Consider the following 15,982-nt stretch of genomic DNA (forward strand, 5'->3'; position numbering starts at 1 on the left):
TCCTAGCCTTCCATCCATTCTATTCTATAAGCGACAAGGCCTCCTCAACGAGCTTGACTGCACTAAACACAATATTCTATAAAAATATCCATAACAAGAAAAATCCGAGTTACCAGTAAGAGCTTATAAATATTCCTAAATACACTCCAAAAATTTTTCCAATTCTCTTGTAAAGTACCTAGGTTTATTGCCCACAAATCCATGTGTCGACTTCTCAAACATACAAACGTAGCTATCCTCAATATTTTCCTCCAGATACCCTACAACCTCAGGATTAATCATGGATCCTGGAGTCGCAAAAAATAGACCTGTCTTGACCTTAATCTTCTTCACAACTTTTCTAAAATCTTCATAGGCTATGGAAAACCACATTGCCGTAATCGAATAATAGGAATTTCCTGCTAGATCCATATCAATTACCCTCTTAAGGGCCCTATTATCCTTGCCCCTCAATTCTGGATTAATATCCATATATAGCTCCAGATAGGCATCGGACATATCATCAAACTGCCTGGCCATACTGACCAAAAATTCTTTGTGGCCGAATCGACCTCCCATTATCCCTAGCTTCCATTCTTCATCATTCATCACCTTGGGTGTCATATCACATATGACCAAACTCTTAATCTTGTACTCGCCAAACATCTCTATATACTTGTACAAGACACAGGCCCCCATCGAGTAACCGACCACTACCACATTATCAAGGTCCAGGTAGTCAATCATTTCTTTTAGGTCAGTTGCCAAATGCCTAAGTGACATATCCCTATTTGGCTTATCAGACCTACCAAAGCCCCTATGGTCGTAGGCTATCCTTCTATAGCCATCCAAGTGGTCTAGTGTATAGGCAAAGTCTGCCATACTTGAACCCCAGGCATGCAAAAATATAAGCGCCTGATCTTCCTTGTTTCCACTATCTTCGTAATATATATTATATCCCTGACTATTTTTAAAATACATAGGCTCACCCCCTCTAGGCCTGCTTTATCTTGGCCTTGGCTTCATCACTCGGTGTCACATATATGGTCTTGTTTTTTTCGTATATTACCATACCAGGCTTGGCACCTGATGGCTTCTTTACATTTTTCCTCATAGTATAATCCACTGGCACATTGGAAGACATCCTAGCCTTGCTGTAGTAGGCAGCCAGGGTTGCTGCTTCTATCAATTCCTCATCAGTCACAGTCATACCAGCAGACTTGATTAGGACATGAGACCCTGGTATATCCTTCGTATGGAACCACAAATCTTCATTATCTGCCAGCCTCAATGTCAGATAGTCATTTTGCTTGTTATTTTTACCGACTATTATCAGTTTGCCATGATATGACCTAAATTTCCTCATATCTGTACCTGGCTTGTTGTCCTTCTTAGGCATCTTGTAGGACTTGATATAGCCTTCTCTGATCAATTCTTCCCTGATTTCCTTGAGCTCTCTGGCATCGTCACAATTTTCTATACTTAAAAGTGTATTTTCCAAGTATTCCTTCTCTTGTATATTTATGACCATCTGCTTGGAGATTTCCTCACCTGCATTCTTTAGCTTGTTGTATTTTTTAAAGTATTTTTGGGCATTTTCTGATGGCGATAGGTTGACCCTCAGGTCAATTTCTATCTCCTTGTTGTTATCATAGAAATTTTCCAAGACCACCTTGTCCATACCTTCTTTTATCATGTATATATAGGAAGTTATCAGCTCACCCTTTATCCTGTACTTGTCAGCATTCTCAGATTCATTGAGTTCGATCATCTGCTTGTCTATCTTATGCTTGACCCTATCCAGCTTTAGAGAAAGGTTCTTCTTCATAGAAGAGGCTCTTTGATTTATCCTATCCTTCTTGTCCTTGGCTAGGTAGTAGTCCTCTATTATTGTTGATATACTGTCGTCGTAAATCTCTGTCAGGTCTTTATATTGACTCAGCCTGATACTGCTAAATTCAACTATCTTGTCCCTCTTCTTGTCTATAATTATACTAGGATAGACCTTGTTTTTGTCTAGGTCGTCAAATATGGTGTTTATACAGTCCACAAGTGACCTTATATCTTCATTGGATAGGTCTTCTACTTCAGTGTTCGCTTCTAGCCCAACCCTGACACAAACCTCCCTGGCTACCAGTGGAGATAGGCCCAATATATTGCCGTATATAGCCTTGAACACAGGCCCCTTAGACCTATTTATCCTCAAGGTAAACTTGTCCACATCTATTATATCAAGTGGGTTTAGCTTGTCCTGGCTAGGTGGCAACTCATAGCTGACTCCTGGCAATACCTGTCTGGCCCTACTGACACTTAAGGGGACTCTCTTTATAGAGTCTATAACCTTGCCCTCTAAGTCAGACACTAAAATTATATTACTGTGCTTGCCCATGATTTCTATATATAGGTCCTTACAAGTCTTTTCCCTCAACTCATCATATGATTCTACAGAAATTTTAATTATCCTCTCAAATCCGACCTGGTCTATACCCACTATGACACCACCCTGGATATATTTTCTCAAAGTCATGCAAAATACAGGTGCCTTTTTAGGATTTGTCTTTTCGTACTTATTAGCTATATATACCCTTGGATGTGATGCACTTGCACTCAACAAGAGCTTGCAGGCACCCTCCTTGGACCTTATTTTTAGGCAGACCTCATCCTTTTCGGGCTGGTATACCTTGTCTATCTTTGAATCGATTAGCTTTTCTCTTAGCTCACCGACCAATGACTTTACTACTATTCCGTCAAATGACATATCTATTTCCTCAAACTTTCTATTCACAGATTATAACTGAATTTTCCTGGTCAAATTCCTCGAAATTCACCTGGACCTTTTCCAGCCTAGATGTAGGAACATTCTTGCCCACATAGTCGGCCCTGATAGGCAGCTCCCTATGACCCCTATCTATTAGGACTGCCAACTGGATTAGCTTGGGCCTTCCATTGTCTATAATGTAGTCTAGGGCTGCCCTAATAGTCCTACCTGTAAACAGGACATCATCCACTAGGACAACTGTCTTGTCGTGGACATCCAGATCAAATTCCTCATCTCTAATATCACTCCTATCCCTATTCACATCATCCCTATAGGCAGTGATATCTATAAATCCACATGCTAGGTCAACATTCTCTATCTGACCTATCTTGTCTGCTATCATCTTGGCCAGTGGTATCCCCTTTGACTTGATGCCGACTATACATATATCCTCTACACCCTTATTTTTTTCTATTATTTCGTGACTGATCCTGGTAACGGCCCTCTGTATGGCCTTTTCATCCATTATCTTAGCTTTTTCCGTAGTCATCCACCTATCTCCTTATCGTATCCAATATCTTCTTAAAATAATCAGGCAATTCGCTTACAAATTCCATATAGTCCCCTGTCCTAGGATGTATAAATCCCAGTTTCCTAGCGTGTAGGGTCTGGCCTTCTAACTTGGAAAACTTCTTGACCTGATAGCCATAGAGCTTGTCTCCCAAAATTGGGTGCCTCAAATAGTTACTGTGGACCCTAATCTGGTGGGTCCTACCAGTTTCTAAATTAGCCTTCATATAGGTATAGCCCTCCAGGTGATCTATCACTGTAAAATGAGTCACAGCCCTCCTACCACCATTTTCCAAAACTGCCATTTTGAGCCTGTCCTTGGGATTCCTTCCAATATTTTTGTCCACTGTCATCTGGTCCCAGTCAACACTACCTAGGCAAATCATTTCGTATTCTCTAGTAATAGAATGAAGCTTGAACTGGTCTGCTAACCCTTGGTGACTTGCATTATTCTTGGCCACTACTAGGAGACCTGATGTATTCTTGTCTATCCTATGTACAATACCTGGCCTGATTACACCATTTATAGAGGACAGCTTGTCCTTACAGTGGTACATTATAGCATTTACCAGGGTTCCATCTGGATTGCCCGGTGCCGGATGGACTACCATTCCCTGTGGCTTGTTGACTATCAAGAAGTCATCATCCTCATAGACTATATCGAGCGGAATATCCTGGGCTACAACCTCCAGTACTTCAGGTTCCGGCATGGCTATCTCTATCCTGTCACCCTCTTCTAGCTTGTAGCTGGCCTTTTTGACCACCTCATCGACTAGGATTAGGCCTTCCTTTATCAACTTTTGGACATAGGACCTAGATATATCCTGGTACTGGTCTGATACAAATACATCCAACCTCTTGCCAACATCATCTTGACCCACCTGGTAGGCATCTACCTGCTCATAAGTCTGGTCCATCTAGTCCACATCCTCTCCTGCTAAAAATACACTAATACACAATACTATAGTCCCCAAGACAACAAGTATATCTGCAAAATTAAATACATAGGACCATATAAACCTAAAGTCAAAAAAGTCCACTACATATCCCAGCCAAACCCTGTCTATCAGGTTACCTATAGCCCCTGCTATAATAGACGCTACTGACAGCCTATTTATCTTGGCCAGGCTAGAAGCCTTCCTACTAGTCTGGGCCTTGGCCCTAGACCTATGTATATATACTATTCCTGCAATAGCCACCACTATGGCCACTGCAACAAAAAATCCCTTCATATTTTGGAGCATACCAAAGGCCGCCCCCCTATTTTCCACATAGGTAAGGTTAAAAATCCCACCTATGACACTTATACTCTCACCAGTGGCCAGTCTAGTCTTGACCAAATATTTAGTCGTCTGGTCTATCCCTATCAAGACCAATATTAAAATTTCATACATAATCCATCCTCACAAACTTATATGGCTACTATTCCTTTAAAAAATTAACCGTCTCAAAGACCACGTCATTGATATGCCAAGGCATAAAGAAGATATGCTTACCACCCTTGACCTCTACTAGTCTACAATCCTTGTATAGGCCTGCAGCCTTTTTGGCATAGCTAATATCTACCAACTCGTCCTTTGTCCCATGGCATATTAGGACTGGCTTGTCAAAGCCCTCCATCTCCTTCCAAGGATCCAGTTTTTTGGCATCTTCGACAAACTTCCTACCCAAGTTGACACTACCAGTCACCCTGAATTTTTCCTCTGGATTGTCTGGGTCTATCTTGACACCCATTATATTACCAGCCCTGACATCATCAGGTATGCAAAGAGCTGGATAGTACAAGAACATCTTGTATATCTCATCTGCGTGGTCTGCAGCGAATAGGGCTGTAACTAGGCCACCCTGGGATAGGCCACCTAATATTATCCTGTCTCTATCAATATAGTCCAGGCCTTTCACATATTCAAATACACTTGCCAGGTCATCCTTTAGGGTAAATACACTCATATCGACCGAATCCCTACCCTGACTCTTGCCAAAGCCTGATCCTGGAAAGTCAAATATACATACTGCAAAGCCAGATGGACTGATACGTCTAGCATACCTGGCTGTAGAATTTAGGGTCAAGCCAAACTCATGACTCATAATGATGGTCGGTAGCTTGGATTGGCCATCATAGTCAGGAGGTAAGTATACTTCTCCCTTTATCAATATGTCACCCTTTTTTATCTCAAAATTTTTAATCATATTCTTACTCCATTTTATCTTTACTAGTTGCTTACACTACTAGTCCTGCTCTATTTTTATCTTCATTAGTCCTTTACGCTCACATTACTAATTATAACATAAAAAACCTTTTTTATTTTATTGCTTTTTGCTATAAGTTCTCATAAAAAAAATGGATGCCTATTTCTAAGCACCCATAATATAGTCAACTAAAAATTCTTAGGTATAAATCCTATCTTGTCATACACATCTCTTAGAGTCTTGCCGGCCCTGATACTAGCCTTTTGAGCCCCTCTAGTGTAGATACCTTCTAGGTAGTCCCTATTTTCCAATAGGTAGTTATACTTTTCTCTGATCGGTCTCAACTGTTCAACCACAGCCTCTGCCATTTCACCCTTGAAGGCTCCATATCCCTTGCCCTCATACATGGCTACTATTTCCTCAACACTCCTATCAGTCATAGCTGAATAGATGTTGATTAGGTTCTTTAGGCCTGGCTGGTCATCAGTATACTTAACTATACCAACTGAGTCTGTCACCGCCTTTTTTATCTTCTTGGCTGTAGTATCTGCATCCTCTGCCAATAGGATAAATCCATTTGGATTTGAGTCAGACTTACTCATCTTCTTTTCTGGCTCCTGTAGACTCATTACCCTTGCAGTCTCCTTAGGATAATAGCCTTCAGGAACTATAAATGTCTCCCCAAATCTATTATTAAACCTAGTTGCTAGGTCTCTTGCCAATTCCATATGCTGCTTCTGGTCATCACCTACTGGCACCAAATCAGCCTGATATAATAGGATATCTGCCGCCATCAAGACAGGATATGTGAATAGACCTGCATTCAGGTTCTGCTCGCTCTTTCTAGACTTGTCCTTGTACTGAGTCATCCTGTTCAATTCACCAATATAAGTCATAGTGCATAGGGCCCAATTTAGTTCAGCGTGTTCGTGAACATGTGACTGGATAAATATAGTATTCAAATCAGGATCAATACCACAAGCTATGAACTGGGCCAATAGCTCAATTGTCTGTCTCCTCAAGACCTCTGGGTCCTGTGGTACAGTTATTGCGTGCATATTTACCATACTAAAGAAACACTCATATTCCTTCTGTAGCTTAGTCCAGCTCTTCAATGCTCCTAGGTAATTACCCAATGTCATCTTACCAGATGGCTGAACTCCACTAAAAATAACCTTCTTTTCATTTTCTCCCATAATTCTAATCTCCTTTATACGACAAGCTATATATCTCTTAAATTATATCATTTGTAGAAAATTCGGTCAATTGTATTAACCTATCTTGGCCAAGATATTTAGGACCATATCCTTCGAAGTCCCAGCAGCAACCTTGACAAATTCATCATAGGCCAACTCAGCTGACTTGTCTGCCTTGTCAGAAATTGCCCTAATTATAACAAATGGTATAGCATTACAGTGGGCCACATGGGCTATGGCACCACCCTCCATTTCACAGCAGTAGCCGTCAAATTCCTGTCTCAGATAAGTCTTTTCTTCAAGATCAGCTACAAACTTATCACCTGTCACGACCCTACCCTTATATGCCTTGAATGAGCTTTCCTCTTCCAAGAAGAACTGGTAGGCCATGTCTACTAGCCTGTCATCTGCCACAAATACAGATGTGTCCATCCTAGGTATTGTTCCCTTTGGATCACCCAGACTAGAAGCATCCACATCGTACTGGATTGCCTCTGTAGAGATTACTACATCATTTATGTTTAGGTCCTCATTTAGGGCACCTGCCACACCGGTATTGATAAGGGCACCAACACCGAACTCACTAATCAAAATCTGTGTACACATTGCAGCATTGACCTTGGCTATACCACACTCAACCACTACTACATCCACACCTCTTATCTTACCTTCATTGAAGGTCATTCCAGCAACCTTCCTAGTCTTTCTATCCTCTATCATGGCAGCCAATTCCACTACCTCTTCATTCATGGCACCAATTATACCAATCCTTATAGCCTTCATTATTCCTCCAATTTATAAAATACTCTACATCAAGCCTGTAACTACCTGTATAGCCAAACTAACCAAAATTATTCCAATCCAACAAGTGGCTCCTAATAACAAGGGCTTGCCACCAGTCTTTATCAACCTAACTATATTAGTATTCAAACCTATAGCCCCCATGGCCATAACTATAAAGAACTTGCTGACCTTCTTCATCAAGGCAAAAAATCCTGTCACTATACTGGCACTAGCACCAGAAATTATACCCCTACCTATAGCTACTTCTAGTAGAGTTGTAATGATAGAGCAAAGTATAAAGTATAGGATAAACTTTGGCAACATAGCTAAAAAATTTATCTTCTTGTCATCCTGGCCACTGGATTTCTTAGTCTCATAAAGTGATAGACAGAATGTTATCGGTATAATCGCCAATGTCCTAGTCAACTTAACTATTGTAGCTGAATCCAATACAGCAGAACCTGTCTTGTGGATACTATCCCATGATGAAGCAGCTGCAGTAACTGATGAAGTATCATTTATAGCTGTACCTGCAAATATGGCAAATCCACTATTAGATAGGCCTAATAAATCACCCAACATTGGGAATATCAAGGCAGCTATTATATTAAAGAAGAATATTACAGAAATAGCCTGGGCTATCTCATCACTGTCAGCATCTACTACAGGGGCAGTAGCCGCTATAGCTGAGCCACCACATATAGATGAGCCAACACCCACCAAGACAGAAATCTTCCTTGGTATATTCAGGGCCTTACACATAATATATGATATTATTAAAGACGTAGCAATTGTACAAACAATAATAGGCAAGGAAGTCTTGCCCACCTTTATTATCATCTGTAGGTTCAAGCCAAATCCCAACAAGATAACAGCATACTGGAGTACCTTCTTTGATACAAAATTAATACCCGACTGGAAGGGCTGCTTGCCATCCTTTATTACCATACCGACCAAGATACCTATCAGTATAGAAAATACCGGACCACCAATAATTGGCATCATCTTGCCCAAAAACCAGGCAGGGATAGCCATAATAAAACAAAATAAAATTCCTTTAAAGTTTTTCTTATTCAACTCATTACCCCCTATTTACCAAATGAGATTCAGCCATATGAATACCAAACCTCATTTTCTTATTTTCACAAACCTAATTATAACACAGAGGGACTCAAAAATCTATTTCACGGAAATAAAATCTTTCATAGATTCAAATTTTTTATCACCTATGCCAGATACGTTTTTTATATCCTCAATACTAGCAAATTTACCCTGCTTGGTCCTATAATCTACTATCTTCTTAGCCGTTGCAGGACCTACTCCCGGTATGGACTCCATACTCTTTTCATCCGCCGTATTTATATTAATCTTGCCATCACTAGAACCCTGGCCTGGTCCACCAACCTGACCTCCAGTACCTGACACCTGTCCTCTAGCCTGTCCAGATTGACCTGCCTCAAGGCCCTGGTCATCCTGTCCCTTGTAGGGTATTATATAGTGCTGGGAATCCTCCAGATTCATGGCCAGATTAATCCTATTTATATCAGCATCCTTGGCAAGACCACCCACCATCTTGATGGCATCATCTAACCTCTTGTCACCACCAATAGTTATAACTCCTGGACTGGCCACTGCCCCTGATATATAGACTACGATTTTAGAATTTTTGGGCTTTGGCTTGTCATCATCTAGGCTGACCACATTGCCACCATTATCTGTACCACTAGACCTTTCACCTTCTTGACCACGATTATTTGCCAAAAACCTATCATTTCCGCCTGTATTTATATTGCTCCTTTGATCTCTTGAGCCATCACCAACAAGATTCCTAGCCTCAAAAAGACCCAGTCCACCTACAAAAATCAACTTGTATGCCAAAAACAAGACCACCAAGCCTGTTATTATCAATTTTTTCCTATCCAATCCCTTCAATTTAGCAAGCAACCTATCCATAATCAACCTCCATCAAGATCCCGACTCTCACTCTCTATATCTTATAGACAATTTTACAAAATTCACAATTTCTTTTAGTTTAAAATTCATCTAAGTTCTTCTTATATAGGGTATTTTATGATATACTAATTTGGAGAATATAAATTAATAACCGGGGGAGGAGGAGATGTAATTTCAATACATCTAAACAATATATGAAAAAATATACATCAATTTTATCGGCATTGACCCTTTCAATCGGCCTACTAGCACCTAGCAGTCTAAGTGCCTACGCAGACCAAAATAGTGAGTTAGATGCTTTGAAATCAAAGTATGTAGTCTTGATGGACTACAATTCAGGTCAGGTCCTATACAAGAAAAATGCAACACATAAGATGTACCCTGCATCGACAACAAAAATATGGACATCATTTTGTGTTTTAGAAAAATGTAAAGACTTAGACCAGTTAGTAGAGATAAAGGACATGCCTGAGATAGAAGGATCTAGTATGTACCTTGAAAATGGGGAAAAATTTACTGTTAGAGAACTCCTAGAATCCCTACTGGTCCACTCATCAAATGATGTCGCCTATGTTCTAGCCAAACACTTTGGTGATGGCGACCCAAAGAACTTTATCAACTATATGAACGAAGAAGCCAAGAAGTACGGGGCTAAAAATACCCACTTCAACAATCCTCATGGTCTACCTGATACTGACCACTACACTACTGCCATGGATATGGCCATCCTATCCAGAACAGCCTATGGTAATCCTACCCTAAGCAAAATAGTGAAGATGAAAAGTGTCAGCTTCAAAGCTAGCGATAGAATCAAGGTTGAGAGAAACCTAGTAAATAGCAACAAATTCCTAACTTCTGGAGATTCTATAGACTACAAGGGCAAGACTATACCTATCAAGTACGATATTGTAGATGGTATCAAGACAGGATTCACAGATGATGCCGGCAACTGCCTAGTATCAACAGCCAAGAAGGGTGATATCAGGATAATAGCAAATGTCTTTTTCGCTCCAGCTGGCAGTCTCTACCATGATTCTAGATACCTACTAGACTACGGCCTAGACAACTACAAGAGCGTCACTATCTACAAGGCAGACAAGATTAAGGGCGAAAAATCAGTCAAACTAGCTAGTCCAGGCAAGATAAAATACAGGCTGGCAAATGACTACAGTATCACTTCTATGAAGGGAGACCCATCTAGCACAGAAGGCTATACCTACAAGTACAACTTTGACAAGCTAAAAATGCCTGTCAAAAAAGGCGATATCATAGGTACCATGAATATTTTCAAAAACGGAGATATGGTATCAAGCATAGGACTAGTAGCAGAAAACGGATCACAGACCTACCTACAACTAGTATTGTCAAAACTAGGTATAAAGAGTGCAGACAAGTCAGATAAAAAAGAAGTAAATACTGACAAGAAAAAATCTGAATACAAGAAGGCAGAAGAAGAAAAAGATGACAAAAAATCTGAAGATAAAAAGTCTCAAGGTCAGGATTCAAAATCTGAAAACAGTAAATCTGGCAAGAATATAGTAGGCAAAATAAAGAAAGAAGGATCATCTACTGTAAATGGTGTCTTGGGCATATTCAGCAGCATAGGTGACTTCTTTGGAAACGTTGGAACTCATCTATCAAATGCCAAGAAAACTGTCAGCGGATTTATTTCTTCAATAAAGTCATTCAAGCCATCTAATCTTAGCATAGGCAAGATAATGAGTTCGGACTTCTACAAGTACTTAGAAAAGGAAATAAACAATAAAATTGGGGCTGTTCCTGCTCCAATAATCATATTTGGTCTTCCAATTTTGATACTAATCATAATCCTATGGCTAATAATCAGCCTAATCAAAGACATAATACTAGGAAGAAAATACAAGGATGAAGATAAAAAGGACGATAATGAAAATAAAATAGAAGAAAAATAAAACAAAAGGCCCAAGTTACTTGGGTCTTTGTTCATTTAAAGAGACCTTTATTCTAAATCTTGGGCAGGCCCAAGACATTTCTTCTAGGTGCTTAAAAAGAGGGACCTCGTAGTAATCTACGAGGTCCCTCTTTTTAAAAATCAATTATATATCATGCAATAGGTTAAAATACAACTAAAAACCAGCTGCATATATACCTGTACTAGTTACTATACTCTAGCAACCCATAATCCGTGAAGATTACAGTATTCGTAAGCAGCTACAACCTTATCGTCATCAGCTATTACGAAGTCTGCAACTGGCTGACCAACATGATCAAGGTCTACTCTCTGTACAGTCTTTTCAGTTAGTAGTACAACGAAAGCTATATGATGCTCTTCAGTCATTGGATGAGCAACGCTACCAACCTTCACACTTACCTTATTGCCAGCTACTTCAATTACTGGAACGTGCTTTTCACCAGCAGCATCTGTAGAGTTAGCCTTTAATTCCTTCATTTCTTCTCCACAGCAAACTAGTGTTCCGCCACCATTTACTAGCATTTCTACTATATTACCACACTTCTTACTCTTAAAGAATGTTAATTCTCTTGCCATATTCGTTACCTCCTTTTTTCCTGCCCACATCTATCAAAATGTAGGAAATACCATTACTTTACTATATATATACTATAAATTGTTTACCTCTTACTTCTGGCATTCCTTGCAAATACCAGTTAAGATTACATGGCTAGACTTCACTTTAAAGCCCTGGCCAGCCAGTAGCTTTTCTGAAAACTTAACCGTGTCCTTATTGATATCTATAATCTTCTTACAATTCTCACAGATAAAGTGGTTATGGTCTGTCAAATTTGCCTCGAAACGAACTGGGTCACCAGGTATATTAACCTTCTTCAGCATCCCGTTCTTACCCAATTGAGTCAAGTTCCTATAAACAGTACCCAGACTCAAACTTGGATTGGTCTTTTTCAAATCATCATATACTTCATCTGCAGTTGGATGACCCTTACTATCAATTACTTCGTTTAGTATCAACTCTCTTTGTCTAGAATACTTCATTTATACACCTCTCGAATCACTCAATACCAAATTTAACAAATAGTCATCGACTATCTCCAACCTTCATTTCTTACCATAAAGAATGCCTGTGAATGCTTACATACTGGACATAGCTTAGGAGCCTTCTTAGCTATATGTATATGACCACAGTTAGCACATTCCCAAAGAACTACTTCTTCCTTTTCAAATACCTTACCATCCTTTAGGTTCTGAAGTAGAGTTCTATATCTTTCTTCATGAATCTTTTCTATAGCACCAACGCCTTCAAATAGTCTAGCTATTTCCTTAAAACCTTCTTCCTTAGCATCTTCAGCAAACTTCACATACATATCAGTCCATTCGTAGTTTTCACCTTCAGCTGCATCTAGTAGGTTTTCTTCAGTTGTTGGGATTTCTCCACCATGAAGAGCCTTGAACCATAGCTTAGCATGTTCCTTTTCGTTGTTAGCTGTTTCTAAAAATAGGTCAGCTATCTGATTATATCCTTCTTTTCTTGCCTGAGAAGCATAGTAAGTATATTTATTCCTTGCCTGAGATTCTCCTGCAAATCCATCCTGTAAGTTCTTTTCTGTCTTTGTACCCTTTAATTCTAATGTCATTTTAGAATACCTCCTATATAATTCATTTAACATTTTTTATAAACGTCATTGATTTTTCCTAAATAAACATAATAGTTATTTATCTTAATTATACTCTCAATTGAAACCAAAGTCAAGTCTTTTCTCAACTACTTTTCTTTAATTTCAAAGAATTCATCACTTGAAGTGACAAAATTATTCTCAATTAAAATCTCCAACTAGTAAGTTCATCTATTTTTAATTTACCCAAGGCAACATTTTTCAAACAAAAATCAAATAAAAAATTGTAGCTGGTCAAACAAGGATAAATTACTAAAAAATGAACTAAGCCCTATAATAAGAAAGAAGGCCCTACACCAGCTTTCATCACGAGCTAGCATACGACCTTCCTTAGGGAAAATATTTTTATTAAAGTTTTACTCTGTTTTTAAGTTTATAAACCATCTTCATTTGCCCTAGCTACTCTGGTATTATCACTAGAGTACACTTGGCATGCTTCAATACATAGGCTGTACAAGAACCTATAATTCTAGTCAGACCCTTCTTTGTTGACTTAGTCATAACAACAATATCTGCGCCTATATCTTCAGCTGTTCTTACGATTTCATCACCGGCATAGCCAAAAGTAAAAGATGCCTCAGTCTTAAATTCACTCACCATAGCCCTAGCCTTATCAAGCAAGTCTCTACCATTCTTTTCAGATGTCTTAATCTCGTCACTCATAGAAATGCCATCAATAAAAACCAATTCCTTCACATTTATAATATGCAATTCAACATGCTCAGGAGAATAATTTTCCTTAATAAAATTCAAAGAGTGCATACTTCTCTCTGTACCGTCAATAGGAACCAATATTTTCTTAGTTGTCATAAAAAACACCCCTTTCAGCTAATTACGCCATCATAACCATCTGGTTATCTTATTGCTTACTCTTATTATACAACCAATTATAAAAAAGGTCAAATAAAAAGGTAGCCGAGTTCAAGTGGCTACCTTTTTACTTTATTAGTTTATCTTGAGTTATTTATGTGCATTAATAAATTACCCAACCATATCCAATCTAAGCAAGTTTTCTTGCATTTTTATAGATTTTTTATTAGGCTATATTCTTCTTTCCTACAAAAGAACCTATCACACCTGCTACAATAGCTGGTATCACCCAGTTGAAACCTAGGTTACCAAGTGGTAGCTTAGTTACAAATCCTAGGGCAGAAACCTTAGTTGATAGAAGAGTTAAGACACTGATAGCAAGTGTTACATAAGCTGCAAACCTGTATACATTGTCATTCTTAACCTTGCTCCTAGCAATAGTCAATACTATTAGAACTATTGAAGGTGGATATACAATAGCAAGGATTGGGTTGGCTATCTTTACAAGACCTGATACACCTATAGTCGCTGCACCTGCTGAGAATACACATACTATAGCAACAAATACTGCATAGCTAACCTTGTTCTTAGTAAGGTTAGACAGATATTCCGCACTTGCAGATGTCAATCCTATTGATGTAGTCAGACAAGCTAGAGATACGGCCACTGCCAATACAGTCTTACCAGTATTACCCAAAAGCATCTGAGTAATATTTACTATAACCTGTGACTGCTGGGCATCCATACCGTACTTTGTCGATACAGTAGAACCTAGGTATGTCAAACCTCCGTATATCACACATAGACCTATACAAGCCACTATACCAGCCTTAACTAGTATAGATACCTGGTCCTTAGGATCAGTGTATCCCTTATCCCTTAGAGTCAGTACCAATACGGCACCTACAGCCAAAGGAACAAAACAGTCCATAGTCTGGTAACCATCTGTAATACCCCTCTGGAATACATTGGCTATCATAGGCTGGTCGATTGACTGACCAAGTGGTGACATCACACCCTTGGCTATTATTACCAATAGGGCTATCATCAAAAATGGTGTCAAGAACTGACCTATAATATCGATAACCTTTGATGGTCTAACTGTAAGTAAAAATGTCAATACAAAGAATACTGCCACAACTATAAGGATTGGTGTTCCCTTTCCAATAATAGGTGTAATACCCATTTCATATGTAGTCGCTCCTGTCCTAGGTATTACTAGCAGGGGACCAACACACATGATATCTGCAAAACTCAATAGGATTGCAGGTCCCTTACCTATCTTTTCAAACAGTCTCATAATATCACCCTCGCATAGGGCAATGGCTATAATTGCTAATAAGGCCAAACCAGCATCTGCAATTGTAAAACCACTAAATGCTACAAACCAACTAGGTCCAGCTATGATTCCCAGATATGGTGGGAAAATTAGGTTACCAGCTCCAAAGAACATGGCAAATAGGGCAAAACCAAACGTGATAATGTCCTTGAAATTACTTTTTTTAGTCATAAGTTACTCCCTTCTGATACTTTCCATCACTACTTTTTTTCATTCGGTAAATCCATAGATAAAAAGTGTAAAACTTTACTTTTTTTTCATGTACCTATTATACGTTTATTTTTATTAAGTTGTCAAGGGTATGATAATATAAGGAAAATTTCTTTGTTAAATAAATGCTATTTAACTTTATGCCTGTACTCAGGCAAATTATTTGATTTATATTTACTTTTACCTCTATTTTATTTACTTTTATAAATATATATAGAATTTTATTTTATAATATTTACTGACCTAGGCAAGGTAACCTTTTTACGAGAAAATTGATAGATTAAATTCAAGACAGATACTTCAAAAGCTTAATAATAAAGGTTTTTTAAGTAATTGTCAAAAAATTACAAAAATATTATTTTTATTTATTTTTTAACAGTATTTTTTATTTTTATCAGCCTAATCCCGGAGAAATATTTTATTTTTTTAATTTCAGATAAACTTAGATAATATTGTAAATATAGGCTTTAGATATATTTAAATTCAAAAAAAGAAAGACCCCAATATATTATATTGGTTGTATAATATTTAGCGTTGGTGAGAGAAAAAATTCTCTCCCAACGCTAA

16 protein-coding genes are annotated in these 15,982 nt (G+C 38.5%); 1 reads left to right on the plus strand and 15 read right to left on the minus strand.

From position 1 onward, the window contains the following. Positions 1–135: 135 nt before the first annotated feature. The 10 genes from HMPREF1639_RS03900 to HMPREF1639_RS03945 form a co-directional block, all read right to left on the minus strand. Positions 136–960 carry an alpha/beta hydrolase gene (locus tag HMPREF1639_RS03900; RefSeq protein ID WP_036763471.1) on the minus strand — a complete coding sequence of 275 codons (825 nt, stop codon included), beginning with the start codon at positions 958–960 and terminating at the stop codon, positions 136–138. 13 nt (positions 961–973) lie between these two features. Continuing rightward, the gene (locus HMPREF1639_RS03905; RefSeq protein WP_036763510.1) at positions 974–2,737 is read right to left on the minus strand and encodes an Rqc2 family fibronectin-binding protein; all 1,764 of its coding nucleotides are present in this window, start codon (positions 2,735–2,737) and stop codon (positions 974–976) included. A 19-nt stretch (positions 2,738–2,756) separates the two neighbouring features. Beyond that, entirely contained in the window at positions 2,757–3,287 is a 531-nt protein-coding gene (gene pyrR / locus HMPREF1639_RS03910) for a bifunctional pyr operon transcriptional regulator/uracil phosphoribosyltransferase PyrR (RefSeq protein ID WP_036763473.1), read from the minus strand. Between the two features lie 4 nt (positions 3,288–3,291). After that, on the minus strand, positions 3,292–4,224 hold the full coding sequence (locus HMPREF1639_RS03915; RefSeq protein WP_036763476.1) for an RluA family pseudouridine synthase: 933 nt from the start codon (positions 4,222–4,224) through the stop codon (positions 3,292–3,294). Next, positions 4,225–4,701 (minus strand): signal peptidase II, encoded by a 477-nt coding sequence (lspA, locus tag HMPREF1639_RS09230; RefSeq protein ID WP_036763477.1) that lies wholly within the window; start codon positions 4,699–4,701, stop codon positions 4,225–4,227. A 28-nt stretch (positions 4,702–4,729) separates the two neighbouring features. Next, the gene (locus HMPREF1639_RS03925) at positions 4,730–5,497 is read right to left on the minus strand and encodes an alpha/beta hydrolase (protein WP_052045411.1); all 768 of its coding nucleotides are present in this window, start codon (positions 5,495–5,497) and stop codon (positions 4,730–4,732) included. 188 nt (positions 5,498–5,685) lie between these two features. Further along, positions 5,686–6,693 (minus strand): tryptophan--tRNA ligase, encoded by a 1,008-nt coding sequence (trpS, locus tag HMPREF1639_RS03930; protein WP_036763479.1) that lies wholly within the window; start codon positions 6,691–6,693, stop codon positions 5,686–5,688. Positions 6,694–6,768: 75 nt separating this feature from the next. Then, positions 6,769–7,476, minus strand: a complete 708-nt coding sequence (locus tag HMPREF1639_RS03935; protein ID WP_036763481.1) for a 5'-methylthioadenosine/adenosylhomocysteine nucleosidase — start codon at positions 7,474–7,476, stop codon at positions 6,769–6,771. A 24-nt stretch (positions 7,477–7,500) separates the two neighbouring features. Next, a complete protein-coding gene (locus HMPREF1639_RS03940; RefSeq protein ID WP_036763482.1) occupies positions 7,501–8,553 on the minus strand; it encodes a YeiH family protein in 1,053 nt (350 codons plus the stop codon). Positions 8,554–8,655: 102 nt separating this feature from the next. Next, positions 8,656–9,429, minus strand: a complete 774-nt coding sequence (locus HMPREF1639_RS03945) for a helix-hairpin-helix domain-containing protein (RefSeq protein ID WP_242847275.1) — start codon at positions 9,427–9,429, stop codon at positions 8,656–8,658. Between the two features lie 194 nt (positions 9,430–9,623). Here HMPREF1639_RS03945 and HMPREF1639_RS03950 point away from each other — a divergent pair, with 194 nt between their 5' ends. Beyond that, positions 9,624–11,360, plus strand: coding sequence for a D-alanyl-D-alanine carboxypeptidase family protein (locus tag HMPREF1639_RS03950; RefSeq protein WP_036763486.1), 1,737 nt, complete (start codon positions 9,624–9,626; stop codon positions 11,358–11,360). A gap of 209 nt (positions 11,361–11,569) precedes the next feature. On the opposite strand, the gene HMPREF1639_RS03955 is transcribed toward HMPREF1639_RS03950, so the two are convergent. From HMPREF1639_RS03955 to brnQ, 5 genes are all read right to left on the minus strand, one after another. Continuing rightward, positions 11,570–11,956, minus strand: a complete 387-nt coding sequence (locus HMPREF1639_RS03955; RefSeq protein WP_036763488.1) for a desulfoferrodoxin family protein — start codon at positions 11,954–11,956, stop codon at positions 11,570–11,572. A 90-nt stretch (positions 11,957–12,046) separates the two neighbouring features. Further along, positions 12,047–12,418 carry a Fur family transcriptional regulator gene (locus HMPREF1639_RS03960; RefSeq protein WP_036763489.1) on the minus strand — a complete coding sequence of 124 codons (372 nt, stop codon included), beginning with the start codon at positions 12,416–12,418 and terminating at the stop codon, positions 12,047–12,049. A gap of 50 nt (positions 12,419–12,468) precedes the next feature. Continuing rightward, positions 12,469–13,017, minus strand: a complete 549-nt coding sequence (gene rbr, locus HMPREF1639_RS03965; RefSeq protein ID WP_036763491.1) for a rubrerythrin — start codon at positions 13,015–13,017, stop codon at positions 12,469–12,471. A gap of 438 nt (positions 13,018–13,455) precedes the next feature. Then, positions 13,456–13,866, minus strand: coding sequence for a universal stress protein (locus HMPREF1639_RS03970; protein WP_036763494.1), 411 nt, complete (start codon positions 13,864–13,866; stop codon positions 13,456–13,458). Between the two features lie 226 nt (positions 13,867–14,092). After that, positions 14,093–15,376, minus strand: coding sequence for a branched-chain amino acid transport system II carrier protein (brnQ, locus tag HMPREF1639_RS03975; protein ID WP_036763496.1), 1,284 nt, complete (start codon positions 15,374–15,376; stop codon positions 14,093–14,095). Positions 15,377–15,982: the final 606 nt, after the last annotated feature.

Source organism: Peptostreptococcus sp. MV1 (assembly GCF_000758885.1).
In the GTDB taxonomy this organism is placed as follows: Bacteria; Bacillota; Clostridia; order Peptostreptococcales; family Peptostreptococcaceae; genus Peptostreptococcus.

Bases quoted from the DNA above. Each gene is read 5' to 3' on its own strand.
- HMPREF1639_RS03900 (WP_036763471.1), bottom strand. From the start codon at position 960: ATGTATTTTAAAAATAGTCAGGGATATAATATATATTACGAAGATAGT.
- HMPREF1639_RS03905 (WP_036763510.1), bottom strand. From the start codon at position 2,737: ATGTCATTTGACGGAATAGTAGTAAAGTCATTGGTCGGTGAGCTAAGA.
- pyrR (WP_036763473.1), bottom strand. From the start codon at position 3,287: ATGACTACGGAAAAAGCTAAGATAATGGATGAAAAGGCCATACAGAGG.
- HMPREF1639_RS03915 (WP_036763476.1), bottom strand. From the start codon at position 4,224: ATGGACCAGACTTATGAGCAGGTAGATGCCTACCAGGTGGGTCAAGAT.
- lspA (WP_036763477.1), bottom strand. From the start codon at position 4,701: ATGTATGAAATTTTAATATTGGTCTTGATAGGGATAGACCAGACGACT.
- HMPREF1639_RS03925 (WP_052045411.1), bottom strand. From the start codon at position 5,497: ATGATTAAAAATTTTGAGATAAAAAAGGGTGACATATTGATAAAGGGA.
- trpS (WP_036763479.1), bottom strand. From the start codon at position 6,693: ATGGGAGAAAATGAAAAGAAGGTTATTTTTAGTGGAGTTCAGCCATCT.
- HMPREF1639_RS03935 (WP_036763481.1), bottom strand. From the start codon at position 7,476: ATGAAGGCTATAAGGATTGGTATAATTGGTGCCATGAATGAAGAGGTA.
- HMPREF1639_RS03945 (WP_242847275.1), bottom strand. From the start codon at position 9,429: ATGGATAGGTTGCTTGCTAAATTGAAGGGATTGGATAGGAAAAAATTG.
- HMPREF1639_RS03950 (WP_036763486.1), top strand. From the start codon at position 9,624: ATGAAAAAATATACATCAATTTTATCGGCATTGACCCTTTCAATCGGC.
- HMPREF1639_RS03955 (WP_036763488.1), bottom strand. From the start codon at position 11,956: ATGGCAAGAGAATTAACATTCTTTAAGAGTAAGAAGTGTGGTAATATA.
- HMPREF1639_RS03960 (WP_036763489.1), bottom strand. From the start codon at position 12,418: ATGAAGTATTCTAGACAAAGAGAGTTGATACTAAACGAAGTAATTGAT.
- rbr (WP_036763491.1), bottom strand. From the start codon at position 13,017: ATGACATTAGAATTAAAGGGTACAAAGACAGAAAAGAACTTACAGGAT.
- HMPREF1639_RS03970 (WP_036763494.1), bottom strand. From the start codon at position 13,866: ATGACAACTAAGAAAATATTGGTTCCTATTGACGGTACAGAGAGAAGT.
- brnQ (WP_036763496.1), bottom strand. From the start codon at position 15,376: ATGACTAAAAAAAGTAATTTCAAGGACATTATCACGTTTGGTTTTGCC.